Origin of the sequence: Pseudidiomarina aquimaris (genome assembly GCF_003987395.1) — a bacterium.
GTDB lineage: Bacteria > Pseudomonadota > Gammaproteobacteria > Enterobacterales > Alteromonadaceae > Pseudidiomarina > Pseudidiomarina aquimaris.
In genome coordinates, this window is the sequence record NZ_PIPT01000003.1 from 175,584 (window position 1) to 200,920 (window position 25,337).

Annotated in this window: 18 protein-coding genes; 14 read left to right on the forward strand and 4 right to left on the reverse strand. The window is 50.6% G+C overall.

Annotated features, from left to right (window positions below):
* The first annotated feature begins 6 nt into the window (after nucleotides 1-6).
* The 7 genes from CWE21_RS05305 to CWE21_RS05335 all read left to right on the forward strand — a co-directional run bounded on the left by CWE21_RS05305 (nucleotide 7) and on the right by CWE21_RS05335 (nucleotide 10,235).
* Nucleotides 7-3,195: an efflux RND transporter permease subunit gene (locus tag CWE21_RS05305; RefSeq protein ID WP_126833407.1), complete on the forward strand. Its 3,189-nt coding sequence runs from the start codon at nucleotides 7-9 to the stop codon at nucleotides 3,193-3,195.
* A gap of 102 nt (nucleotides 3,196-3,297) precedes the next feature.
* Nucleotides 3,298-4,044 (forward strand): DUF599 domain-containing protein, encoded by a 747-nt coding sequence (locus CWE21_RS05310; protein WP_126833408.1) that lies wholly within the window; start codon nucleotides 3,298-3,300, stop codon nucleotides 4,042-4,044.
* Complete coding sequence (gene astE / locus CWE21_RS05315; RefSeq protein ID WP_241970225.1) at nucleotides 4,025-5,083, forward strand: succinylglutamate desuccinylase; 1,059 nt, start codon at nucleotides 4,025-4,027, stop codon at nucleotides 5,081-5,083. The genes CWE21_RS05310 and astE overlap by 20 nt, the downstream gene beginning before the upstream one ends.
* 86 nt (nucleotides 5,084-5,169) lie before the next feature.
* Nucleotides 5,170-6,369: a thiamine pyrophosphate-dependent dehydrogenase E1 component subunit alpha gene (locus CWE21_RS05320; protein WP_126833409.1), complete on the forward strand. Its 1,200-nt coding sequence runs from the start codon at nucleotides 5,170-5,172 to the stop codon at nucleotides 6,367-6,369.
* Nucleotides 6,369-7,346, forward strand: a complete 978-nt coding sequence (locus tag CWE21_RS05325; protein WP_126833410.1) for an alpha-ketoacid dehydrogenase subunit beta — start codon at nucleotides 6,369-6,371, stop codon at nucleotides 7,344-7,346. The genes CWE21_RS05320 and CWE21_RS05325 overlap by 1 nt, the downstream gene beginning before the upstream one ends.
* A 12-nt stretch (nucleotides 7,347-7,358) precedes the next feature.
* Nucleotides 7,359-8,978, forward strand: a complete 1,620-nt coding sequence (locus CWE21_RS05330; RefSeq protein ID WP_126833411.1) for a dihydrolipoyllysine-residue acetyltransferase — start codon at nucleotides 7,359-7,361, stop codon at nucleotides 8,976-8,978.
* 123 nt (nucleotides 8,979-9,101) lie between these two features.
* Nucleotides 9,102-10,235, forward strand: coding sequence for an energy transducer TonB (locus CWE21_RS05335; RefSeq protein ID WP_126833412.1), 1,134 nt, complete (start codon nucleotides 9,102-9,104; stop codon nucleotides 10,233-10,235).
* Here the strand turns inward: CWE21_RS05335 and CWE21_RS05340 are convergent.
* Nucleotides 10,232-11,017, reverse strand: coding sequence for an SDR family oxidoreductase (locus CWE21_RS05340; RefSeq protein WP_126833413.1), 786 nt, complete (start codon nucleotides 11,015-11,017; stop codon nucleotides 10,232-10,234). The two genes, CWE21_RS05335 and CWE21_RS05340, sit on opposite strands and share 4 nt — an antisense overlap.
* A gap of 3 nt (nucleotides 11,018-11,020) precedes the next feature.
* Nucleotides 11,021-12,532 (reverse strand): AbgT family transporter, encoded by a 1,512-nt coding sequence (locus CWE21_RS05345; RefSeq protein WP_126833521.1) that lies wholly within the window; start codon nucleotides 12,530-12,532, stop codon nucleotides 11,021-11,023.
* 120 nt (nucleotides 12,533-12,652) lie between these two features.
* Between CWE21_RS05345 and rnhB the strand changes: the two genes are divergently transcribed.
* On the forward strand, nucleotides 12,653-13,222 hold the full coding sequence (gene rnhB, locus CWE21_RS05350; RefSeq protein WP_126833414.1) for a ribonuclease HII: 570 nt from the start codon (nucleotides 12,653-12,655) through the stop codon (nucleotides 13,220-13,222).
* Here rnhB and argE read toward each other — a convergent pair.
* Both argE and CWE21_RS05360 read right to left on the reverse strand, forming a co-directional pair.
* Nucleotides 13,182-14,363: an acetylornithine deacetylase gene (gene argE / locus CWE21_RS05355; RefSeq protein ID WP_126833415.1), complete on the reverse strand. Its 1,182-nt coding sequence runs from the start codon at nucleotides 14,361-14,363 to the stop codon at nucleotides 13,182-13,184. The genes rnhB and argE overlap by 41 nt on opposite strands.
* A gap of 49 nt (nucleotides 14,364-14,412) precedes the next feature.
* The gene (locus tag CWE21_RS05360) at nucleotides 14,413-15,000 is read right to left on the reverse strand and encodes an outer membrane beta-barrel protein (protein WP_126833416.1); all 588 of its coding nucleotides are present in this window, start codon (nucleotides 14,998-15,000) and stop codon (nucleotides 14,413-14,415) included.
* Between the two features lie 171 nt (nucleotides 15,001-15,171).
* On the opposite strand from CWE21_RS05360, the gene CWE21_RS05365 reads away from it, so the two are divergent.
* The 6 genes from CWE21_RS05365 (at nucleotide 15,172) to CWE21_RS05390 (ending at nucleotide 25,324) form a co-directional block, all read left to right on the forward strand.
* A complete protein-coding gene (locus CWE21_RS05365; RefSeq protein ID WP_126833417.1) occupies nucleotides 15,172-16,104 on the forward strand; it encodes an isopenicillin N synthase family dioxygenase in 933 nt (310 codons plus the stop codon).
* A 25-nt stretch (nucleotides 16,105-16,129) separates the two neighbouring features.
* A complete protein-coding gene (locus CWE21_RS05370) occupies nucleotides 16,130-17,878 on the forward strand; it encodes a 5'-nucleotidase C-terminal domain-containing protein (RefSeq protein ID WP_126833418.1) in 1,749 nt (582 codons plus the stop codon).
* Nucleotides 17,875-19,068: a multidrug effflux MFS transporter gene (locus tag CWE21_RS05375; RefSeq protein WP_126833419.1), complete on the forward strand. Its 1,194-nt coding sequence runs from the start codon at nucleotides 17,875-17,877 to the stop codon at nucleotides 19,066-19,068. The genes CWE21_RS05370 and CWE21_RS05375 overlap by 4 nt, the downstream gene beginning before the upstream one ends.
* A 221-nt stretch (nucleotides 19,069-19,289) precedes the next feature.
* Nucleotides 19,290-24,056 carry an RHS repeat domain-containing protein gene (locus tag CWE21_RS05380; RefSeq protein ID WP_126833420.1) on the forward strand — a complete coding sequence of 1,589 codons (4,767 nt, stop codon included), beginning with the start codon at nucleotides 19,290-19,292 and terminating at the stop codon, nucleotides 24,054-24,056.
* Nucleotides 24,046-24,528, forward strand: coding sequence for a hypothetical protein (locus CWE21_RS05385; protein WP_126833421.1), 483 nt, complete (start codon nucleotides 24,046-24,048; stop codon nucleotides 24,526-24,528). The genes CWE21_RS05380 and CWE21_RS05385 overlap by 11 nt, the downstream gene beginning before the upstream one ends.
* Nucleotides 24,529-24,766: 238 nt before the next feature.
* Complete coding sequence (locus CWE21_RS05390; protein WP_126833422.1) at nucleotides 24,767-25,324, forward strand: hypothetical protein; 558 nt, start codon at nucleotides 24,767-24,769, stop codon at nucleotides 25,322-25,324.
* The last annotated feature ends 13 nt before the right edge of the window (nucleotides 25,325-25,337 follow it).

Below are 25,337 nucleotides of genomic sequence, written 5' to 3' on the forward strand. Positions count from 1 at the left end.
TTAGTAATGCAAGTACCACAAAACTCGCCAGAAGCTGGCCGCGAAAAGGGATTGATTGCCTGGTGGGCTAACAATACCGTTGCGGCGAACTTGCTGATGGCATTGATCATCATCACCGGTATTTTCATGGTGTTTGAAGTTCGTAAGCAAATGTTTCCCGAAATCGAACTCAACACTATTAGCATTCAAGTGCCATTCCCAGGTGCTGCACCACAAGAAGTCGAACAGGGCGTCATCGTCCTCATCGAGGATGCTTTGGAAGACGTCAACGGCGTCGAACGCCTGACCTCAACTGCCCGCGAGGGGGGTGGCTCGGTCACCGTCGAGGTCGAAAACGGCTATGACCCACAGGTGGTCATGGATGAAGTGAAGATGCTTGTCGATGCCATTCCAAACTTCCCGCAGCAGATTGAAAATCCGAATATCTATCGTATACGGCCTCAGCGTCAGGTGATCTGGATTAGCGTGTTCGGTGATATGAGCGAGCGCAACCAGAAAGAGTTGGCCAAACAGATCCGTGATGATCTGAAGAATATTGGCGGAATCACCAAAGTTGAAACGGTTGGCGCCCGTGACTATGAAATTTCGATAGAGATTTCTGAACACGATCTGCAGCGTTATAATCTGACTTTTCAACAGGTCGTGAACGCCGTACGTGGCACTTCGATAGACGTTGCAGGTGGTTCGATTCGTACACCGAATGGCGATATCTTATTACGTGCGAACAATCAGGCGTACTACGGTGAAGAGTTTGAAAGTATTGTCCTGATTAACCGTCCTGATGGGACGCGTCTGACCCTTGGTGATATCGCCACCGTCAAAGATGAGTTTATTGAGCGGCGCCGCTTTACGCAATTCGACGGTAAGCCGGCAACTTTTGTACGCGTCGATTCTGTGGGTGATCAGAATGACCTAGCCGTCGCCGAAGCAGTGCGTAATTACATCGAGCGTAAACAAAAAGAGCTGCCGCCAGAAGTAAGTGTCGCCCATTGGGGCGATTCGTCCTACTATCTACAAGGCCGCCTCGACTTGATGCTCGATAACATGATCACCGGTGGTTTCTTGGTGTTCTTAATGCTGTCGTTGTTCTTACAGCTGCGTTTGGCTTTTTGGGTGATGATCGGCATCCCGATTTGTTTCTTGGGTACCATCGCCTTGATGCCGTTACCGATGTTCGACATTTCCATCAACATGATCAGTCTGTTTGGCTTTATTTTGGTGCTCGGGATAGTGGTGGATGACGCCATCGTTATAGGTGAAAGTGCCTATTCCGAAATTGAAAAATACGGCAAGAGCACAGATAACGTTGTGCGCGGCGCGAAGAAAGTCGCCATACCGGCAACTTTCGGGGTGTTAACCACCATGGTGGCATTTATTCCGATGCTGATGGTGGATGGTGGCATGGGCGCCATTTGGGAATCGATCGCTTGGGTGGTTATCTTGTGCTTGGCGTTCTCTTTGGTCGAATCTAAGCTGATTTTGCCAGCCCACATCGCGGCGATGAAATTCAGCAAAGGCGGTGGCGAGAAACTCAATGCCTTCCAACGTGGCCGCAATAAAATTTCCGATAGTTTGCGGGTGTTCGTTGAACGTTTCTATCGTCCATTTCTAGCGAAGTGCTTGCACTATCGCTACACCACGCTAGCAAGCTTTATTGGCATGTTCATTTTGATGATTGGCTTGATTAGCGGTGGCGTGGTACGCTGGGTGTTTTTCCCGAACATTCCAAGTGACTTCATTCAAACCAGTGTGGAAATGCAACCTGGCTCATCGGAAGACGCGACGATTCGTGCCCTGCAAACCATCGAAGATGCCTTGATGCGGGTCGACGCGCAAATTAAGGAAGAAGAAGGTGAAGGCGTGGTGCGCCATACCAACGTTTGGTTGCAAGGCACCACCAACGGCATGATCATGAGTGAGCTGCAAAAAGGCGAAGAGCGCGAAATTGACGGCTTTGGCATCATCAACCGTTGGCGTCAAGAGACGCCGGAAATCGCTGGCGTGAAGGCGATTAATTTCCAAGGAAGCATCGGCGGCGGTGGCGGATTTGACGTCGAATTTCAGCTCGCCGGCGACGACCTAGATCAACTTTCAGCTGCAGCCAATGATTTAAAAGAAGTACTCGGCCAATTTGATGGTGTGTTCGATATTGAAGATACCTTTGGTGCGGGTAACGACGAAATAATTCTCGAGACCAAACCGCTGGCTACAGCGATGGGCATCACCCTAAGCGATCTTGCCAACCAAGTGCGTTATGCCTTCTACGGTGCGGAAGCGCAGCGCATTCAGCGCGGTGATGAAGAAGTTCGAGTCATGGTGCGTTACCCAATTGATGAACGTCAGTCGGTTGGTAACCTCGAAGACATGAAGTTGCGTACCGATGATGGCGCTATGATTCCATTTACCGAGTTGGCTGATATTCGTTTCGCGAAAGGTTATAACACCATTACGCGTATCGATCGCGAGCGCTCCGTGCGGGTGCGAGCGCGGGTGGACAAAGAGCGCGTCGAACCGTTCGAAGTCGTGCAGCAGGTCCGCCAGCAGCATATTCAGCCGATATTAGATAACTACCCGACGGTAAGCTTCCAGCTCGAAGGGGCTTCACAAGACGAAGCCGAAGCCACCAACTCACTGGCGATTGGCTTTGTACTAGCGTTGTTTGCAATTTTCGCGCTGATGGCGATACCGTTGAAATCCTACAGTCAGCCGTTGATCATCATGTCGGTGATTCCATTCGGTATGATTGGTGCGGTTATTGGCCATTGGGTTATTGGTATGCCGATTTCGATTTTGAGTCTGTTCGGTATCATTGCCCTCGCGGGTGTTGTGGTAAACGACTCGTTGGTCATGGTGGACTATGTTAACCAAGCTCGACGTGATGGTGTGGCACTTCGCCAAGCTGTGCAGGACGCAGGCTCTGCGCGTTTCCGCGCGATTATCCTGACCAGTTTAACAACCTTCTTTGGTCTGCTACCGATCGTGCTCGAAAAGAGTTTGCAGGCGAAGATGGTAATTCCGATGGCGATTTCTTTGGCATTCGGTATTTTGTTTGCCACCGTGATCACCTTGCTGTTGATTCCATGTCTGTACTTGATTCTGGACGATACCAAGCGGGGCCTCAAAACGATGCTCTCGTGGTACGGCTTAGCGGAAAAGCCAGCACCGAAATCGGAGTCGGACAATCCCGTCACATAATGGTAAACTAATGACCTTAAACTAATTATCGAAGCCGCAGGTGGGAACACATTGCACCCACTGCGGCTTTCGTGCGTGGCACGTTAGCACAAGGTCAAAAGCATGAACCTGAGTACACTTGATATCGTCACCTTGACGTTTTTTGTGACGGTTTGGGTTTTCTACACGCAATTTGCGCGGATCCGTGCGCGCAGTACCTACAGTTTGTCGCACATTCTGCGGCAGCTTCGTATCGACTGGATGACGACATTAACGCGCAAAGAGCATCAGATTGCTGATGCCGCATTGCTTGGTAATGTCGAACGTACAGTCACCTTCTTTGCTTCATCGACGGTTCTGGTTTTGGCCGGTGTGCTGACTTTACTGGCCTCCGCAGACAAAGTCGTGACGGTGTTGCAGTCTTTGCCGCTCACGGCCGATACCTCGCCTGAAAAAGTGCAATTTAAATTAGCCGTATTAGCGCTGATTTTCGTATTCGCGTTTTTTAAGTTCACTTGGGCCATTCGTCAGTTTGGTTTTGTGTCGGTGTTGCTTGGCGCCGCGCCGCAATATCGTAGTACCGAATTTACTGATGAACAGCGTGAGGTGTTTGCGCGACAGTCCGCTAAGGTTATCGACCAGGCAGGGCATGAATACAATAATGGCTTGCGCGCGTATTACTTCGCATTAGCCTTCCTCACTTGGTTTTTACACCCCTTACTATTCATAATTTCTACTATCGTGGTGGTGTCGGTTTTATATCGTCGCGAATATCGCTCGCGCGTGTTACGCGCATTATTAGCGACCAAAGGTTTGGAACCAGGACGCATTAAACAGCAGGAGTCAGAAAGTGAGTCAGACGACAAATGAGTTAGCCACAGTTAATGTACTTGATTGGACGTTAGCGGGATACAACGGCGAACCGGTTGCCGAATCACAACAACTTTTAGGTAAATCCATTTCATACGCTGGCGGCGAATTGTATTTCCCCGATTACGGCATCGTCATTGTTGAGCCAAGCCGGCCGAGCGACAAAGATGTTGTTTTATCCTGTGCGGTGCACGGGGACGAGACGGCTCCCATTGAAATTGTGCGTGACATGATTCACGGCATTATGCGCGGTGAACTAAAACCCGTGCAACGCACCTTGTTTCTAATTGCAAACCCGGCGGCTATCGCAATTGGTAAGCGCTTTGTGGATATGAATATGAACCGACTGTTCAGCGGCGCACATCGCGAAGGCGATAGCCGCGAACATCAACGTGCGGCGCAGTTGGAGCAAGTGATCACTGACTTCTTTGCGGCGGCTCCAGCGGGTGAGCGACAGCGCTACCATTACGATTTGCATACCGCGATTCGCGACTCTGAGTTTGAAAAATTTGCCGTTTATCCATTCACTCACGGCGCACCCTACAAAAAAGAGCAGCTAACGTTTTTAGCCGAGTGTGGAGTCGAAACTATTTTATTGAACCAAGCTCCAACCACGACCTTTAGCTATTACAGCGTGCGCACGCACGGTGCTGATGCTTTTACAGTCGAGCTTGGGAAAGTTCGTCCATTTGGTGAGAATGACCGCAGTAAGTTCGCCGCAGCACAAAACATGTTTACGCGACTTATCTGCGAGCACGAGCTCAACTTACCTGCGTTCGATGAAAATCGTACACGCGTTTTTGACGTCTGCCGTACAATTAACCGTACAGTGGAGAGTTTTACCCTGCATTTTCCTGATGATGTTGCCAATTTTACCGCCTTTGAAAAGGGCGAGCTGTTGGCGACTGATGGGGACCAGGAGTATTTGGTTGAGCAGTCCGGCGAACGAATTATTTTCCCCAATGCCAAGGTGGCTCTGGGCCAGCGGGCATTACTGACGGTTGTCGAAGTTCCATTTGCGAACTTGCAACTGGTCTGATTTTTACGCAAATGCGTAGTCGCTTATTTGCATGTCAGTTGACGTAAAGGTAAAGTGAGCGCAATTTTTCTGAGAACGAGAAAGTTATGGCACAGGATAAACAACATCAGTTGGAAATCGTGACCAAACCGAGCTTTTTAGACGGTTCAGCGTTACAGATTCCCATGCTTCAAATCCTCAAAGAAGACGGTACCGTGCACAAAGGTGCAAAGGTTCCTGAGATCGATAAAGATCTTGCTTTGAAAATGTTCGATACCATGCAGTTCATCCGTATTTTGGACGAGCGTATGATTGCCGCCCAACGTCAGGGGCGTATCAGCTTTTATCTGTCTTCACTTGGTGAAGAGGCGGCCAGTATTGGCTCAGCTGCGGCACTGGATGATGGCGACATGATCATGGGCCAGTACCGTGAGCAAGGCGCATTGGCTTATCGCGGTTTCACTGTTGAACAGTTCATGGATCAATTGTTCTCGAACGAGCGTGATTTAGGTAAAGGTCGACAAATGCCAGTGCACTACGGCTGTGCGGCCCTGAATTTCATGACGATTGCCTCGCCGTTAGCGACGCAAATTCCTCAGGCTACTGGTTATGCCTATGGCCAGAAGATGGATAAAACCGGTAACTGCACCATCTGTTACTTCGGTGAAGGTGCGGCTTCTGAAGGTGATTTCCACGCTGCATTGAACATGGCTGCGGTTTATAAAGTTCCGGTGATCTTCTTCTGCCGTAACAACGGTTATGCCATTTCGACTCCGTCACAAGGTGAACAGTATGCTGGCGACGGCATCGCACCGCGCGGTGTGGCGTATGGCATGAAGACCATTCGTGTGGATGGTAATGACATTTTTGCCGTTTACCAAGCGACGCAGTTGGCACGTAAACTCGCCGTCGAAGAGAATGAACCGGTCTTGATAGAAGGTATGTCGTATCGTATGGCGGGTCACTCAACTTCAGATGACCCGACCGGTTATCGTACCCGTGATGAAGAAGACGCTTGGCGTGCAAAAGACCCGTTAGCGCGCTTCCAGACCTACTTGATCAAGAAGAAATGGTTAACCGAGAAAGACGCAGAAGAGAACTTCGCTGAAAAGAAAGCTGCTGTTCTTGCGGCACTCAAGAAGTCAGAAAAAGTTCCTGCGCCACACATTGATGAACTCATTAATGATGTGTACGACACCCCAACTCAACAGCTGAAAGAGCAGCTTGAAGAGTTAAAGGCGCATATTCGCAAGTACCCAGAGGCGTACCCGAAAACTGCGTCACGTATTGATGGGGGAGATAAATAATGGCGAACATGAACTTACTACAAGCCATCAATAGCGCACTTGATATCGCGATGGCGAAAAGCGACAAAGTGTATAGCTTCGGTGAAGATACCGGCGCTTTTGGCGGCGTGTTCCGCGCAACCTCGAAATTGACCGACAAATACGGTCGTCACCGTAACTTCAACACGCCGTTGGTCGAGCAGGGTATTCTTGGTTTTGCCAACGGTTTGGCCTCGCAGGGCAGCTATGCAGTCGCAGAGATTCAATTCGGCGACTACATCTTCCCAGCATTCGACCAAATCGTGAACGAGTCTGCGAAATTCCGCTATCGTTCTGGTAACGAATTTAACGTCGGTGGTTTAACGATTCGTACGCCATACGGCGGTGGTATTGCGGGCGGTCACTATCACTCACAGTCACCAGAAGCCTATTTTGCTCATACGCCTGGCTTGAAAATTGTCATGCCGCGTAATCCTTACATGGCAAAAGGCTTATTGTTGAGCGCTATTTTCGATCCAAACCCAGTGCTCTTTATGGAGCCGAAACGTTTGTATCGAGCCTCAACGGGCGAAGTTCCAGAAGAAGAGTACACGTTGGAGCTAGGCAAAGCAGACGTCGTGCGTGAAGGTAAAGACCTCACTATCGTCGCCTGGGGTGCGCAGGTTGAGATGGCCGAGAAAGCGGCCGAGAAAGCTGCTGAAGACGGTATCGATTGCGAAGTGATTGACCTTGTCAGCCTGTTACCATGGGATATCGAAACCGTGGCGAAGTCAGTAATGAAAACTGGCCGCTTAGTGGTCACGCAAGAAGCACCTTTGACCAATGGTTTTGCCAGTGAAGTGGCGGCAACAATTCAAGACAAGTGTTTCTTATACCTTGAGTCGCCGATTGCTCGCGTGTGTGGCCTTGATGTGCCGTATCCGCTGTGCCACGAGAAAGAATACTTTGTCGACCACCTGAAAGTGTACGAAGCCGTCAAAGCTTCGATGACTTACTAAGAGGGCCGTAGTATGAGTAAAGATTTTATCTTACCGGACATCGGCGAAGGCATCGTTGAATGCGAGATCGTTGAATGGTTAGTTGCTGAAGGCGATACCATCAAGGAAGACCAGCCTGTGGTCGACGTGATGACCGATAAAGCCTTGGTACAGATACCAGCCAAAGAAGATGGCGTGGTCAGCAAGCTTTATTATGCCAAAGGCGATATCGCCAAAGTGCACGAGCCGCTCTTCGCCATCACCGGCACCGACGATGAGGGCAGCGACGACGTAGCCCGCAGTTCTACTGCGGGGGAACCTGAACCCAAAAACGATGCTGAACCTAGCAGCGTTGCCAGTTCAAACAGCTCCGTCACCGATTTCATCCTGCCAGATATTGGTGAAGGTATCGTTGAGTGCGAAATCGTCGAATGGCAAGTCAAAGAAGGCGACGTTATCGAGGAAGACCAGCCTGTCGTTGACGTAATGACCGACAAAGCGTTGGTGCAGATTCCCGCGAAAGAACACGGTGTGGTCGAGAAGCTCTATTACGCCAAAGGCGACATTGCCAAGGTTCACGAACCGCTATTCGCCATCCGTGTTGAAGGCGAAGAGGGCGAAGGCAACGTAGCCCGTAGTTCTGCTACGGGGTCAGCTAGTGCCACGAGCGATGCTCAATCATCTGCCGCCAGCTCATCTGCCGCAAACCCAGGCCAAGCCGATGCTCCACAAGCAGCACGCCAAGGCAAGGCGATTGCGAGTCCTGCAGTCCGTCGCCGTGCACGTGAACTTGATGTCGACATTAGCAAAGTTCCAGGTTCTGGCGCCAAAGGCCGCGTGATGAAAGAAGACGTCGAAAACTTCGTAGCCCGTGGTTCTACCACGGGAGAAGCTACAACATCGCAATCGACGTCCGACTCAGCAGCCAAGCCGGTAGCAACCAGCGGCGGCACTCGCACCGAAGCCATCCGTGGCGTGAAAGCCGCTATGGCCAAAGCCATGACCGAGTCCGTCAGCACCATCCCGCATTTCACCTATGCGGACGAGTTCGACATGACCAATGTCATGGCGTTACAGAAGCAGTTGAAAGAACGTTACAAGGACGAAGGTATCCGCATCACCATGATGCCATTCTTCATCAAAGCCTTGTCGTTGGCGCTGAAAGAATTCCCAATCATGAATGCGCAGGTTAACGCTGATTGTACCGAGATCACCTATTTTGATGATCACAACATCGGTATGGCAGTCGACACCAAGATTGGTTTGTTGGTACCGAACGTCAAACAGGTACAGAACAAGAGCATCATCGATATTGCCAATGAAGTAACACGCCTAACCCAAGCTGCTCGCGAAGGGCGCGTGGCACAGGAAGATATGAAAGGTGGCACTATTTCCATCTCCAATATCGGCGTTATTGGCGGTACCGTGGCAACGCCTATCATCAATAAGCCAGAAGCGGCGATTGTTGCGCTAGGTAAAGTACAAGAACTGCCTCGTTTTGATGCGCAAGGCAATGTTGTTGCACGCAAGATCATGAATGTCAGTTGGTCTGGCGACCATCGCATCATTGACGGCGGCACCATTGCGCGCTTTAACAAGCGTTGGCAGGAGTACCTCGAGGATCCAACCTCGATGCTGGTGCACATGGTTTAAGCACCTAGCTCGTAGACGAAAGCCAGCCCTTCGAGGCTGGCTTTTTTGTATCTTCGCACTGACTTGTTAGATGTATTCTGTTATGTTGAGTTTTTGAAAAAAAATAACAAAAAGGTGTGTGTTTTGAAGTCTCTTTCTCTGCAATTTAAAACCGCATTATATGCGTCAGCGTTCAGTGTGTTAGCGCTGCAAGTTAATTCTCCAGCTTCTGCATTCGAGCAAGTCGACGCTAAACAAGCGTTTCAGCACTCTTATAAAGCTTATGAAACAGCAAATGCTGATGCTTCGACACCGAATAGCGTATTACAAGAGCTTGCCTTCGAAGCCTATATAGCAGGTCGCGATTACTTTGGCAGCGAACACTTAAATACCGCCAACTTAGCGCTAAATTACCTATTTTTGTTGAAGCCTAAGGAACGCGTTAGTGAGCAAGCACATGCATTAGCTGCTTTAGTTGTACGCATTTATCAACGTGAGTATGACGCTTCTGCAATCGAACTACTTGAACCACTGTTGCTCGCGTTTGAGACCATGCCAAGCGCAAAAGATGAGCAAATATCTCAATACGAAATTGCCATCACTGAAGTATTTGTCGCGCAAGAAGCAGCGCATCCTGGAGTGGTATTAGCGGTGAAAACCGCAATGGCAAAGGCGTTTTTGCGGTTGAATCAATCGCGGCCAGCACTTTGGTCGTCACTGTATGACGCATATCTTGAGCGTAATGGCGCGGATCATGTGCTGACTGTTACCAGCGCGTTTTATGCCGCAATGGAAGATGCAGGAGAAGGCGACGTTGATGACGCGATTGAAAAGCTTGAACAAGTGGTTGCTGTTGATGCCCTAGGTCGTGCAGCAGTATCGCAGTTGCAGTTAGCGGCGAATCACCGATTGGTAGCCTTTTATGCTAACCAAAAGGATGAAGACGCGGTCGACCGCAGTTTGGCGCGTATTGCTGAAATGAGCGCGGAGTTAGGTGTCGAGTCGACCAATGAAGTTGTGTATCGAGTCAATCCATCCTATCCAAAAGAGCATCTAAGATCAGATGAAGGTGGCCACGTCAAATTGAAGTTCGATATTAATACCTCAGGGCGCACCGAGAACATTCGCATCGAATCGGAGAGTGCGCCTGAGTTTGGTCGTGAGGGACTTAAGGCACTATCGAAATGGTTGTACGTTCCGGCCTATGAAAATGGTCAACCGGTTAAGGTGAAAGACGAGACCGTACAACTGGATTTTAGCATCCAAAAGTCAAACTAACGCTTAGCTACCATGCGGCGCACGAAGCTAGGCGAGATGCGCTGCAAAAAAGGAGCTAATTTCGACATGCCGGAGCCAACCACGACTTCGGCTTTTCCTTTCGCAATAGCTTGCAATGATTGGCGTGCGCATTCTTCAGCTGAAATACCACTGGCGTTATCTGGATCTTCTTTGCCAAGTGTAGAACCGTCGCCCGACAGTGAGTTGTGGGCAATGGCGGTATTGATAAAGCCTGGCAAAATTGAAGTGACCACCAGTCCATGTTCGTGCATTTCTGCGCGTAACGAATCCATAAAGCCAATGACCGCAAACTTAGCGCCGTTGTAACCACTACGCAGCTTGGTGCCAACCTTACCAGCCACAGACGAGACCGTGACGATCTGGCCACTACGGCGTTCTACCATGCGCGGTAACACAAGCTTGGTGAGCGCAACGACGCCGAAATAGTCGATTTCCATCAACTGACGATAGACTTTTAAATCGGTATCCAAAATCATCGAGCGTTGTGAAACACCGGCGTTATTGATCAATATATCGATGACTTGGTCGCCCAGAGCTTCGCGTGCCTGCGCAGCCGCAGCTTCTGGCTGGCTCAAATCGAGGGCCAACACTTGATGATGCTCAGGGTGAGCAAGTTTACTGCGAACTTGTTCGAGAACCTCGGCGCGGCGCGACGTCAGAATCAAATGGGCACCGGCTTCGGCAAGTTGCTCCGCCATAGCCAAACCGATGCCTGAAGAGGCACCGGTTAGCCAGACGGTTTTACCCGAAAAGTAGCTCATGGTTTAGCCTACCGCTGGGTACATGTAGTTGGCTTGGATACCGAGTGGAATGCCAAGCATCCAGTAGATAACTAGGAAGGCCGACCACAGCACTAATAAGCTAACGGTAAATGGCAGCATCAATGCAACCAACGAACCAATACCAGTACCTTTCACATAACGCTGACAGTACAACACCACGAGTGGGAAGTAAGGTAACAACGGCGTAATAATGTTACTGGTGGAGTCACCAACACGGTACGCGGCCTGAGTTAAGTCAGGTGAGTAACCTAGCTGCATCAGCATTGGTACGAAAATCGGTGAAATCAGTGCCCATTTCGCTGAAGCTGAGCCAACAAACAAGTTAATGAAGGCCACCAAGAAAATGATGCCGACCATGGTGACACCACCGGAAAGCTGCAATGAGCTCAAGAAGGTTGCACCTTTGATTGATAGCAGAATACCGAGGTTAGAGTCGCCGAATGCTTTGATAAACAAGGCACAGAAGAACGCCATAACCATATAGTAGGCCATGCCTTCCATCGACTTGGTCATTGCCCCAATCACATCTTGTGAGTTAGAGAAGTTACCCGAAACATAGCCGTGGACGATACCCGGTAAAATGAAGAGTAAGAAAATCAGTGGCACGATCATCTGCATCAATGGCGCGCTGAAAGACGCCAACTCACCAGTCACAGGATCAGCTAGAGGCGTGTTTTCCGCCGCTGCGGCAAAGTAGAGGCCGACTAAACCAACTACCATGGTTAACACGCCTAAATAGAACGCTTTACGGTCACGAGGCGTCACATCGTCAAGCGCAGGCATGTCTTCTTGGTCGCCGTCGATAGGCGTTTTGCTCAAACGTGGCTCAATCACGCGGTCGGTTAAGTACCAGCCAACTAACACCACTATAATTGACGATGCAGCGGTGAAGAAGTAGTTGTTCAACGGATTCAATTGAATATTCGGGTCAAGGATCTGCGCCGCAGACTGGGTAAAGCCTTGCAAGAGCGGGTCAATCGCTGACGGGACAAAGTTGGCACTGAAGCCGCCCGAAACACCGGCAAACGCAGCGGCAATACCCGCCAATGGGTGACGGCCCGCGGCGTAGTAGATGACACCACCAAGCGGAATCACCAGCACGTAGCCGGCGTCAACGGCGGTATGGCTGACAATCGCGATCAAGATGAGTACCGGAGTTAACAAGGCCTTCGGCGTGACATTCAACATCAGCTTGATAGCGACGTTAATAAAGCCACTGCGTTCAGCAACACCAACACCGAGCATGGCAACTAGCACCACACCTAACGGCGCAAAGCCCATAAAGGTGCCGACCATATTGGCGAGGAAGTCGGCCATGGCTTCGCCGCTCAGTAAGTTGGCAACTTGTACGTTCTCGCCCGTAAGAGGGTGTTTGGCATCAAACTCAACGCCCGAGAGCAAGAAGCTGAAAACCCAGACGATAATCAGTAAGCCGAAGAACATAACGGCCGGATCAGGAAGTTTGTTACCCACCTTCTCGACCTTGTCGAGCATGCGGTTGAGTAACGAAGGCGATTCGGACACGAGAAAACCCCTTTTCTATTGTTATTATTTGTTAGACGAAAGTATCATACCCCATCAACCGACAAGCACAATAGAAGAACGTGAGATCCGATGATTTGTGGAACTGATGAAGCAGGGCGCGGACCCATTGCGGGGCCAGTAGTAGCCGCAGCGGTCATTCTCGACCCCAACCAGCCCATTGCTGGCATTAACGATTCGAAAAAGCTTTCCGAGAAGAAGCGCCAGGCTTTGAGCGAAGAAATCAAAGCAAAAGCACTTTATTGGGCAATTGCGCAATGTGATGCCGAAGAAATTGACCAAATCAATATTTTAAAAGCTTCGCTGCTGGCCATGAAGCGCGCGGTAGAGGCGTTGCCAGTGGCGCCAGAGAAAGTTTTAGTCGATGGTAATCATTTGCCGCAACTAAAGGTCCCAGCGGAAGCTGTGATTGGTGGTGATGCCTTGCACGCCTGCATAGGTGCCGCGTCGATATTGGCGAAAGTCGAGCGTGATCGACAGATGCTCGAATGGCATGAGCTTTATCCGCACTATGATTTCGCCAAACATAAGGCCTATCCAACGAAAGCGCACCTAGCACTGCTTGAAGAGCACGGTGCGTGCCCGATTCACCGCCGTAGTTTTAGGCCTGTGATGCGAGTGTTGGGCCACATACCCGAGTAATAATCTGCCGCAGCTGGTGCTGTGCCGGCGCAATTTCATCGAGTCGAATAAACTCGTCGGGCTGGTGGGCTTGGGCAATGGAGCCTGGGCCCATGACGATGGTTTGGCAGCCTAAGTCCTGCACAAACGGTGCTTCAGTGCAGTAATTCGCCGGTTCAGCACTGTTGCCGGTGACCTCTTGTACTAATCGCACGATTGCGGAGTCAGGATCGCATTTGTAGCCAGGAATCGCCTCATGGAGGTGCTCGAGACAAATCGCATTGGGGAATTGTTGCTGCAGTGGTTTCAGCTTGGCATCTAGAAGGCCGTAAAGCTCGTCCATTGCCATTCCTGGTAATGGGCGCAAGTCAATATGCATTTCACAACACGCACAAATACGATTGGCTGCGTCACCGCCATGAATGTTGCCGAAGTTTAGCGTCGGGTAGGGCACGGCAAAGTTAGCATCATGGTAACTGCGCTGAAAATCACGCTGTAGCTCACGTAAGCCGGTGATGACGTCGTGCATTATTTCAATGGCGTTGACGCCACCCGCTGGATTAGAACTATGCCCGCTTTTCCCTGTGACTCGAATACCTTCGGTCAAATGGCCTTTGTGCATGGTCACAGGGGTCATTGAGGTGGGCTCACCAATAATGGCAAAGTCGGGTTTTAGCTCACCGAAAGCGGCGAGTTCACGTGCGCCTGCCATCGTTGTTTCTTCGTCTGCGGTTGCCAGCACATAAATAGGCTTGTCGAACTTAGCTAGGTCAAGACCTCGAAGTGCCTCTAACACAAAAGCGAAAAAGCCTTTCATATCGGCGCTACCTAAGCCATAGAGCTTGCCATCTGCTTCGTGGAGTTGGAAGGGGTCTTTGGTCCAGCGGCCCTCGTCCCAGGGAACTGTATCGGTATGACCGGCGAGTAATAAACCGCCTTTGCCATTGCTGCCAGAGGGGACGTATTTGGCAAGTAAGTTAAATTTACCTTGTTGTCGCGTGAGTTCATTAACCGAAACTTCGAAACCCAAGCTTGTCAGCCAGCCCGCGAGCTTATCTATTAACGCTTTATTACTAGTATCCCAGTGCGGATCGAGGCACGACACCGAGGGTGTGGCAATCAATTCACGATAAAGCGTGAGGAAGGCGGGTAGCTGTGACATCACGGAACTCCATAACTAGCGTGTTGATGTCACAGCATACCTGATTTTCTTAGAAGTGATAACTGGCTTCGATGCGTAGACCGTCGCCAAATTCACTATCTTGGTAACGCGCACCAACAGCAAATTCAGGGGTGATGTAGAAACGCGTACCGAACTGATATTGGTTGTCGCTACCGGCATCAGTGTAGTCGACCCAACCTAAACCGCCGTATATTTCGAAGCGGTCGATACGGGTACGTAGATTACCTTCAACGCCCCAGAAAGCGCTATCTTCAGGGCCGAAGTCAACGTGACCGAAACGCCCGGAAAAGTCTGCGACAAGGTTATCGCTTAACCATACATAGCGGCCAAGTTTGAGGCCTTGGGCATCACGACCATCGCCAAAGGGGCCGTCGTCGCCATCGCGAAGGTAACCACTAATAAACCAGGGAGAGTTAAATTGGTAGCTACCTTCAACGATGATGCTGTCACCACCGCCATCGTGATCGGCGACGCCGGCGCTTAGAAAGTTAAACGCGCGCGACGTTTGTGGTGTCTCAAACGGGGTAGACTCTTGCGTCTGTGCAAAGCTTGGTGCAGCGCAGGCAAGGGCACTGGTAACTGCTGTAAGGGTTAACACTTTGCTAAACGTTTTCATGGTTATTTACCTCGTTACAATGAATTCGCTATTGAGTGTGCAAAGATATTGGCAACTTGGAAAGACGGTTTACCAAAGATTTACCCGCGCAGATCGGCGGTTTTTATTTGTCAAAAGGCCCGAAAATTCATACTATAGGCGGCTGTTTTTAAACGTTTCGAAAGGTTACCAATGAAGTCTATTCCACACATTGACATGAGCCTCTACGACCAAAATTTCGAAGACTTTGCCAAGCATGTTGGCGAGGGCTACGAAAAGAATGGTTTCGTAGCGCTAACTAAGCACGGTGTTGACCAACAGTTGATCGAGGAAGCGCTCGATACCTGTCGTGAGTTGTTTGCTTTACCTGAAGAGGTAAAAAAGCAATATCACATCCCTGGTGGTGGCGGTGCTCGTGGTTACACGCCATTCGGAACTGAAATCGCAAAAGACGCCAAGCACGTTGACCTCAAAGAGTTCTGGCATGTAGGTCGCGAAATTGAAGGCGAGCCACCGTTCAAACAATTGACGCCGAATATTTGGCCAAAAGAATTACCTGAGTTTAAAGACAAAATCCTTAAACTTTATCGCTCACTCGATGCGCTAGGTTTGCGCGTTCTAGAAGCGTTAGCCGTGTATCTTGGCCAACCACGTGACTTCTTTAACGATAAAGTCGACCTCGGTAACTCGATTTTACGCCCGTTGCATTATCCGCCAATCGTCGACGAGGGTACACCGTCAGTACGCGCTGGTGCGCACGAAGATATCAACGTGCTGACCTTGTTGGTCGGTTCACGTGAACCAGGTTTAGAAGTATTGGCAAAAGATGGTTCTTGGATCCCAGTGACGATCATCGAAGGCGCCATCATTTGTAACGTCGGCGACATGTTGCAGCGCATGACCAATGGCGTGTTGCCATCAACTACGCATCGCGTGGTTAATCCGCCAGCGCCCTATAGCTCGAAGTCACGCTATTCAATTCCGTTCTTCTTGCACTTTAATCCAGACGTTATCATTGACCCATTGGATAGCTGTATTACTGAAGAGAACCCTAAACGTTGGGATGCCATCTCTTCAGATGATTACCTCATGGAACGGTTACGTGAAATCGGCCTCGTTAAATAGGGCGTTTATCAAATAAGGCGAGAATATGTTGCAACCTGGGTTCGGAAAGTTTGCTATTGCTGCAGTAAGTAGCTTGTTGTTGTTCGGTTGTGCCCAAGCTCCGAGTGATATCCCGCCAGCGCCATTCGAGCTCACTGTTGCGCATGTAAACGATCATCACTCGAACCTGTTGCCCCATGCAGGCACTCAATTGCATGTCATGGGACAAGATTACGAAGTCGAAACCGGTGGTTTTGCGCGTGTGGTGAGCCAAATTGCTGCGATTCGTGCCGCCAATGCTAACGTATTGGCGCTGCACGCCGGCGATGCCATTACTGGCACCTTGTTCTATACCATTTTCAACGGCGAAGCTGACGCCGCCTTAATGAATCAAGTGTGCTTTGATGCCTTTGCCCTGGGCAATCATGAATTTGATAATGGCGACAAAGGGTTAAAGCACTTTCTTGACGCCTTGGCGTTAACCCAAGACTGTCGAACCGAAGTTTTAGCCGCCAATGTTGAACCTCAAGTAGGTGTTTCACCACTCACGCCAAAAACTCGTTGGGATAGCTTCAAGCCCTACACTATATTCTCGGTTGGTGGCGAGAAAGTCGGGCTCATAGGTCTTGATATCGCCATCAAAACCAAAAACTCCTCGCAGCCTGATGCGACCACAATGTTCGCTGATGAACTGGCCACGGCGCAGTATTACATTGCCGAATTACAACAGCAGGGCATCGAAAAGATCGGCCTGTTGACGCATATTCAGTACAAAAACGACTTACGCTTAGCCGAACAACTACCTGCGGTAGATTTTATCGTTGGCGGTGACTCGCACACCCTATTGGGTGATTACGCTAGTTATGGTTTACCGACTGTGGGACCGTACCCGATGCAAGTCACCAACGCTGACGGCGCGCCCGTATGTATCGCGCAAGCGTGGCAGTACAGTCAAGTCGTGGGGGAGCTGAAAGTTAGCTTTGCCGGTGATGACGTTGCCAGTTGTGGCGGACAACCGCACCTGTTGGTGAGTACTGATGCGCCAGAAGCAATCACCCGTCTCGAAGGTTTCACCGCAGTGGCTCCGGATGCTACCGCCCAAAAGATGCTCGTCACCTACCAAGATAGCCTCGATGAGTTGACGCAGACCAACATTGCCGAAGTAGCCGAGCGCCTGTGTATGAAGCGCATGGGGCCAATGACCTTGGCTGATTGTGGTATTGGCCGTCAATCCGATGTTCATGCAATCGTCGCGGAAGCCTTTCTCGCTAGCGCACCACAGGCTGACTTTGCGTTGCAAAACGGCGGTGGCGTGCGTACCGATCTGAATGCCGGCGCTTTAACCATTGCCGACGCTTATCGCTTGTTGCCGTTTGCGAATACTTTGGTTGAAGTACAAATTACTGGCGCAGAGGTGAAGCAAGTGCTCGAACAGGCAGTGGAATACGCTTTGTCGGATTCTGGCTCAGATGGTGCTTACCCGCATGGCGCAGGTATCCGCTTCGATGTTGATATTAGTGCCGCAAATGGCGAGCGTTTTAGCAATCTACAGGTGAAAACAGTTTCCGGCTGGCAACCCCTGCAGCCCGAGCAAAGCTACACCATGATCACCAATAGCTTCTTGGCGGGTGGTGCTGATGGCTGGCGCTTACTAGGTGACCTTAAACAAGCAGGGTTAGTACAAGATACTTATGTGAACTATGCGCAGTCGTTTGTCGACTGGGCCCGCAAAATAAAAACAATAAAACGGCCGACCGAACATAGCACGCAAAGCTATCGGGCGGCGGACGAATGACAGTAACGCCGGTCTCCGATAAGGCAAAATTTGATCTAGTTGTTGTCGTCCTGGCCCTGCTCACCATGTTTGGGCCACTGTCGATTGACATGTACCTGCCTGCATTTGGCGATATCGCCGCAAGTTACGGCACCGAGTCGAATCGCGTAGAACTCTCACTGACTTCATTTTTCTTGGGACTTTTCATTGGCCAGTTGCTGTACGGTACGGCGTCGGACAAATGGGGGCGTAAGCCGCCGCTGTATTTTGGCCTAACGATCTATATCTTGTCGTCGCTGGCCTGTGCCTACGCGCCAAATCTTGAAAGTCTAATCGTCCTGCGTTTTCTGCAAGCTATCGGCTCATGTGCCGGTCTAGTGATTGCACGTGCGATGGTGCGTGATCTCTACACTCCGCAGGCATCGGCCCAGGTTTTCTCGTTCTTAATCCTGGTGATGGGTATCGCGCCAGTCTTGGCGCCACTGGCGGGCGCTTATGTCACTAAAGCGTTTGGTTGGCAGGCGATTTTTATCATTGTGGCGGTACTTGCCGTGGCGTGTATGGCGATTGTGCATATTCGGTTGCCAGAAACGCGAGGTTTTAATGGTGCCGTGCGGATGCGGCGCAGTTTGCCCATCTATTGGGATGTGCTCAAAGACCGGGGTTTTTTGCGTTATTCGTTAGCGGGCGGAGTGGCACAGTCGGGTTTGTTTGCTTATATCACTGGCTCGCCGTTGGTGTTCATCGAGCATTTCGGACTCGAACCAACCCATTACAGCTGGTTGTTCGGCCTTAACGCCATTGGCATCATTGGTATGGCGCAGTTCAATGCGTGGTTACTGCGTCGCCGCGATGCGCGTAAGATTCTTAACAAGTCGTTGCCTGTGCTGGCAGTTATTGCCATTACAGCAATCGTTTTGGGCGCGCTTAACGCTAATTTCTGGTGGGTCTTAATCGTCGTATTCGCCTACGTAAGTACCCTTGGTATGGTCTTCCCCAATGCCATGGCCGGCGCTCTCGCCGAACAACAAGAACGCGCTGGCTCCGCCAGCGCAGTCACCGGCAGCTTACAATTCCTCATCGCCGGCATGATCTCCGCCGTCGTCAACGTCGTCGGCCACCAACACCCGCTCGGCATGCTCTTCGTCATTGGCGCCTGCGGCCTGACGGCCACTTTGCTTTATCGCTTACTGCGTCGCCCACTTATATAGGTTCCTGGACTCGCCAGGCTGCGGTGCCTAGTCATGGATTGCGTAGCTTTAAATGTGCAGAACAACTCAAAGAGCTTGTGCAACCTCCGGGCCAAAACCTGAGTTTTGAGGTAGAAAAAATTCTACCAAGTGTGAATCAACAGTTGATTTGTTTTTTTTGTGATGTTACTTGTTACGTTAGTTACCAAATAAATTAACAACAAAACTAGTAAGGATGCTATATGGCACGGATGCACTCTTTTGCCGTTTCTGCGCTTTCATTTCTGCTCTTTGGGGCTGTACCAGTTGCCGCGGAGGAAGACGCCCCGCCACCGTCTCTCGAGCGTTCGATTGAGTCGCAAACTTCGATGCGCGACAGAGGCGACCTGTCGAGCGTTGAGCTTTCGCCGGCGTTGGAGTGGGATAAACGTAGTGAAATTGGTGAGCGGCTGTCCGAGCATGGTACGGGTTTACTCGGTGATACCATTGACCCGCACATGGGAACACTGTCATTTTCGCATACCGATATTTCGTTACCGGGAAATTCTGAGCTGCCCGTCGCACTCATCCGTGAGTTGACACAAGGTTACTTTCACAACCTTGATGAAAACGTAGAGTTTGGCGACTGGCACTATGCAGTGCCACGCTTACATGTGATCACCTCAACGCAGTCTGGCAATCCGGGAACGAATTGGGCTGGGGCTCGTTGCACCGACCCCTCATCAGCATTTGCTGTATCCATTTATTCGGGGGCGAATTCTCTCGACATCCAAAGCTATGTTTACCCAGTGGAATACAGCAATGGCTTGCAGCTTGCTATACCTGGGCAGGGCACGCAACAAGTGCTCAGTATGTCGCCGAACGTCAGCCAACCGTTCCCCTCCGCCGCGCAATTTGTCACACCTGCTGGCTGGTATTTTATCTGTGGCTCGGCGAGTGATGGTGACGATGGGTTTGTTGGCATCGCCCCCAATGGTGACCAGTATCGCTTTGACCGTTATGCGCAATTCAAACACCGTAACTTTGGCGCCATAACTCCGGATGGTGGTAATGCTGGTCCAAGCCGCATTATTGAGCGAGTACGGGCGATGTTGCTGGCCACCGAGGTGACCGATGTGCATGGGAATTGGGTGCGCTATGACTATGACGCGTCTGGCCGTTTGACCCGTATTTACGCCAACGATGGGCGCTCGATTACCTTAAGCTATAACGCAGACGGCGTGGTGTCCTCAGCAACCGCTAATGGCAGAACCTGGACTTATGGGTATGTCAGTGCTGAGGTCGGCGATATGATGCGCGGCGATTACGCGGCAGCAAAACAGGTGCTTGACAGCGTCACGCGCCCGGACGGTACTGCGTGGTCCTTTGACTTAGTCGCCATGCATCACCGCCCGGAAACCGGGACCTATTGCACCAACACTGGTGGAAGCTTAAGCCTTACGCACCCCAACGGGGTGACCGGCACGTTTGCGATCACCGAACTGAAACACCGCCGTGGCTGGGCGGAATGGATGACCGAAACCACACTGCGTTGCTCGGGGGCTTTTACCAATCCGCGGCAGCCGACCTATTACGATATCTACCACGCGCCCACCGAGACCATGGCGGTCACGCAAAAAACCGTCACCGGCCCCGACATGCCAACCTCGCAGTGGACTTACACCTATGAGCAGGATGTTGAAGAGGAGCGCTACCCGGTAGGCCATGAATACGAAGGGCATCCCATTGCGACGTCGGAGAACGACCCCACAAACTGGACTAAAGTAGTGAACCCGGATGGTTCAGAAACGACTTATGTGCATTATTGGTCAGAACTAAGCATTACAGGCTTTGACACGAGGCATGCAGGGAAGCTTGCAGTTAAAGAAACGCGCTCTTCACCCGGTGGCAGCGTGTTAGAGAGGGTTGATTACAGCTATGTAACTGCTGGAAGCTTTGGGCCGTCGTATTTACCCAATGACTATCAATATGCACCGCTAAGCTCATCGGTCTCGTCGGCGTCCGCAACCGCCAATGTGCAACTAGTCAAGCAAATTCAGGCGCGGGATGGGGATACTTTCACCACCGAATACGCCTATAACACAACACAGTCGTCGAGCGCATACTCCTACGGCAAGCCGATTCAAACGAAAGTCTGGTCGAATGTCTCAACAACACCACGAACCACCGACATTACCTATGCGCATAACACGACACACTGGGTGTTGGGTTTAACCAAAACCGTGACGGTGAACTCTCGCCTGACCGATAGCTACAATTACACGAGTAAAGGCGATATCTATCAGCATTGGAAGTATGGGCAAAAAATTGCTGAGTACAGTTACAACAGTTCGGGAACCTTGAATGCAGTGACCGATGCCCGCGGACAGGTCACGACGTTACAAAACTGGAAGCGTGGTATGCCGCAGCAAGTGACGCGCCCCGACAACACTGTCATTTACCAGTACGTTGATAATAACGGTTGGCTGACGAGCACGCGCGATGGCCGCGGCAATACCACGAGCTACTCGCGGGATGCGATGGGTCGGTTGACGGCGATAGACTATCCAGGCAGTTGGTTGAACACCACTATCAGTTATGACTTCTCGCAAGGCGGCGCGAAGCAGACCATTGTACGTGGTAGCGCACTGACCGAAATCGACTACGATGGTATGTTCCGCCCGGTGTTGGAGAAACGCCAGGCGTTGGATACCGGCTGGGTGGCGTACGTGAAGACCAACTACAACAACACCGGTCACGTCGCGTTTAAGTCGCTCCCGGCAACCAGCGCGTCGCCTGCGGCTGGAACTAATTACACGTATGACAGCCTCGGTCGAGTGCTTACGGAAACCGAAACCGTTGCGCCGTACGCTCAGGTGAGCCATCAGTACATGAGCTCACATCGGCACCGTGTCTACGACCCGTCTAATGCGTATACTGATTATTATGCCTATGGCTATGATGGCCCGGGCTCGGACGATTATCGCGCGATTTACCATAGCTCGGGCACCAAGACCGACCTCGTGAAAAACGTGTGGGGTGAGCTAACACAACTGCGCCAATGGGGTACGCAAAACGGTTATACGGTTGACCAAAGCCAGTATTATTATTACGACGCGAAGCGCCGCGTGTGTCGACATTACACACCGGAGACCGGTGCCACGCTGTATGCCTATAACGCGGCGGGGCAAGTGACCGCCTATGCGCAAGGGCAGGCAAACAGTGGTTGTACGGTGCCAAGTTCAACGGCGCGTGTGGATTTATCCTACGATGCCATGGGGCGCTTGACCGTCACCGATTATGACGATGGCATCACACCGAATATCAGTCGCAGCTACGATGCCGATGGAAATCTTCTCAGCGTCAGCCGCGGTGGCGTCAATTGGGATTACAGTTACAACAACTTAAGCCAGCTCACCGCCGAAACCTTAACGCTCGATAGTCGCACTTATGCACTGTCGTATAGCTATAACAGTGCCGGACAACTCACGCAAAAGACGCTGCCGTCAGGGCGCAGCATCACCTATAGCAACGATGGCTTGGGTCGCCCTTTAACGGTGCGCAATAACGGCGCACTGTTGGCTTCAAGTATGAGTTATCATGCGAACGGCAGTCTGGCTCAGGCCGCTTACGCGAACGGTCATCAGTTTACACAAGCACTGAATGCACGCGGCTTACCGCAGCAGCTTTATGTAAGCGATGGCGTGCAGGTCGCGCTTGACCAGTCCATGACGTACGATGCGCGAGGCAACTTAACCCAACTGACCGACGCCGCGGTGCCGAGCAATTCACGCGCCAATAGCTATGACGGACTCAGTCGCCTGGTCAGCGCCAGTGGTCCGTGGGGAAGTGGCAGCTATACCTACGATGCCCTAGGTAACCTGCGCCAGAAACAGCTCGGTTCGCGCACGGTCGACTTGAGTTACAATAGCGTGAACCGCTTAGCGACAAGTGACGACTCCGGCGCTTCTGGCTTGCGCAGCTTTAGCTACGACAGTCGTGGCAATGTCACTGCCGTCGGTGCCTTGCAGTTTAGCTATGATGCTGAGAACCAGCCCATTGGCGTTAGTGGCAGTAGTAGCGGCAACTATGTTTACGATGGCAATCTCAAACGTGTCAAACAAACTGTAAATGGCGCGACGATATACAACGTCTACGATAAAGCCGGCCAGCTAGTGCATGTCGATAAACGCGATGCTGACAAAAGTACGGATTACATTCACGGGACACAGGGCACGCTAGCACGCATTACCAATAACGCCGTGACCTATTTACATCACGACAGCCTTGGTAGTGCGCAAAGTGGAACGGACAGCAGCGGTGCGATCCTCTGGCAGGAAGCGTACACGCCATATGGTGAAGCTCTTAATGACATCTCTGCCAACCAAGACTTAGCTGGCTTTACCGGGCATATTAAAGATGATGCGACCGGCTTGAGTTATATGCAGGCACGATACTATGATCCAGTCATAGGTCGTTTTTATTCGAATGATCCGATAGGTTTTACCTCCACCAACCCGATGATGTTTAATCGGTATGCGTATGCCAATAACAACCCATATCGATTTAAAGACCCTTCAGGAATGTGTTCTGAAGAGCTTTCAGAGTCTGAGGTTTCTTGTGAAGCACAGGATACACTAACTGACATATTAGAACCTCTGATGGAGGATCTTTTAGAAGCTCTAGGTTTTGAAGTTGTTCCCGATGGAATGAGAGACCCTGATGGTAGGTTTGCATACGAGGCAGATGAAAACTCTGTTACCGAAGAGCTAATAGCAATTGGCATATTGGCCGGTAAATCGAAGCTAAAAGGTAAAAGACGAGGCCTACGCAAGAAACCTGGTTCTCTGGGGGCTGCTAAAGGTACTGATGCGCTTCGAAGAGAGAATAAACAAGTAAGAGATGCAGCAAATGCTGCTGGTGGATTAACCAAGGACCAGAAAAGCAAGCTTCACCAAGAAATTAGTGGGCAGGGTTATGATTATCATACTATTGTTGAATTAGCGAAGGAGATCAGAGGTGGCGGCTAATAATCAAAAATTGAAACATGCGCTAGAAAGTTTAGTAGGAGTGAGGTGTATTCATTGTCTCTGGGGCAAAGGTACAGGATCGGTTGTTAAGTTTGGCTTTACAATTAATGACTCCTTACAAACAGAGAAGCGTTCCCAACGATCAATATTAAGAAATGAACTAATGGTTTACTGCGCGTGGAGGTTGGTTTCGAATTCATTTGGTATCTTTTCTTGGAGAGACATTGGAATTCGCGACCAAGAACTAATAAAAGCGTTCGACTCAGTTTCTGGGCAAAGTATTGTTGAGCTTAACTATGATGCACAAAGTCACGACTTTAACTTTCAATTTGAAGACAATTCTGTATTCAGCATTTTTTGTGATATCGCAAGTGATGATGAAAGCGATGAAAATTACATTCTTTTTAGTAGTTCAGAAATTTTATATATTGATTATCAAGGGAATATTCAAACAGAGGCATATGCAGTTTAGATGTTAACAAAGACCTGACACTTTTAGTGCTTTTCAAGATGCCTAACACTTTTCTGTCGTTTAAGCGGCCTGTTGGGCTCGCAGCTTAACTGACAGTGTTGCAGGGTCCAATGGATGGAGTTCAATATTCTGTGTCAGCCAAGTTTTCATAAGTCGATTTGGCCATCCAGTCAACCTTAAAATAGATGGTCAGCTGCGACCAACGCTAAGATGTTTTATCCAACTGACCGACGCCGCGGTGCCGAGCAATTCACGCGCCAATAGCTATGACGGACTCAGCCGCCTGGTCAGCGCCAGTGGTCCGTGGGGAAGTGGCAGCTATACCTACGATGCCTTAGGTAACCTGCGCCAGAAACAGCTCGGTTCGCGCACGGTCGGCTTGAGTTACAATAGCGTGAACCGCTTAGTGACAAGTCATGATTCGGGCTCCTCAGGCTTGCGTAGCTTTAGCTACGACAGTCGTGGCAATGTCACTGCCGCCGGCGCCTTGCAGTTTAGCTATGATGCTGAGAACCAACCCATTAGCGTTAGTGGCAGTAGTAGCGGCAACTATGTTTACGATGGCAATCTTAAACGCGTGAAACAAACTGTAAATGGCGCCACGATATACAACGTCTACGACCAAGCCGGCCAGCTAGTGCATGTCGATAAACGCGATGCTGGCAAAAGTACGGATTACATTCACGGGGCACAGGGCACGTTAGCACGCATTACCAATACCACCGTGACGTATTTACATCACGACAGCCTTGGTAGTGCTGACCTTTCCCCTGAAATAACATCGTATTTTCAATGAGATTTCAGTCTGT

Bases quoted from the DNA above. Each gene is read 5' to 3' on its own strand.
- CWE21_RS05365 (WP_126833417.1), top strand. From the start codon at position 15,172: ATGAAGTCTATTCCACACATTGACATGAGCCTCTACGACCAAAATTTC.
- CWE21_RS05375 (WP_126833419.1), top strand. From the start codon at position 17,875: ATGACAGTAACGCCGGTCTCCGATAAGGCAAAATTTGATCTAGTTGTT.
- CWE21_RS05330 (WP_126833411.1), top strand. From the start codon at position 7,359: ATGAGTAAAGATTTTATCTTACCGGACATCGGCGAAGGCATCGTTGAA.
- CWE21_RS05305 (WP_126833407.1), top strand. From the start codon at position 7: ATGCAAGTACCACAAAACTCGCCAGAAGCTGGCCGCGAAAAGGGATTG.
- CWE21_RS05340 (WP_126833413.1), bottom strand. From the start codon at position 11,017: ATGAGCTACTTTTCGGGTAAAACCGTCTGGCTAACCGGTGCCTCTTCA.
- CWE21_RS05325 (WP_126833410.1), top strand. From the start codon at position 6,369: ATGGCGAACATGAACTTACTACAAGCCATCAATAGCGCACTTGATATC.
- CWE21_RS05310 (WP_126833408.1), top strand. From the start codon at position 3,298: ATGAACCTGAGTACACTTGATATCGTCACCTTGACGTTTTTTGTGACG.
- rnhB (WP_126833414.1), top strand. From the start codon at position 12,653: ATGATTTGTGGAACTGATGAAGCAGGGCGCGGACCCATTGCGGGGCCA.
- CWE21_RS05345 (WP_126833521.1), bottom strand. From the start codon at position 12,532: ATGCTCGACAAGGTCGAGAAGGTGGGTAACAAACTTCCTGATCCGGCC.
- CWE21_RS05370 (WP_126833418.1), top strand. From the start codon at position 16,130: ATGTTGCAACCTGGGTTCGGAAAGTTTGCTATTGCTGCAGTAAGTAGC.
- argE (WP_126833415.1), bottom strand. From the start codon at position 14,363: ATGTCACAGCTACCCGCCTTCCTCACGCTTTATCGTGAATTGATTGCC.
- CWE21_RS05320 (WP_126833409.1), top strand. From the start codon at position 5,170: ATGGCACAGGATAAACAACATCAGTTGGAAATCGTGACCAAACCGAGC.
- CWE21_RS05380 (WP_126833420.1), top strand. From the start codon at position 19,290: ATGGCACGGATGCACTCTTTTGCCGTTTCTGCGCTTTCATTTCTGCTC.
- CWE21_RS05360 (WP_126833416.1), bottom strand. From the start codon at position 15,000: ATGAAAACGTTTAGCAAAGTGTTAACCCTTACAGCAGTTACCAGTGCC.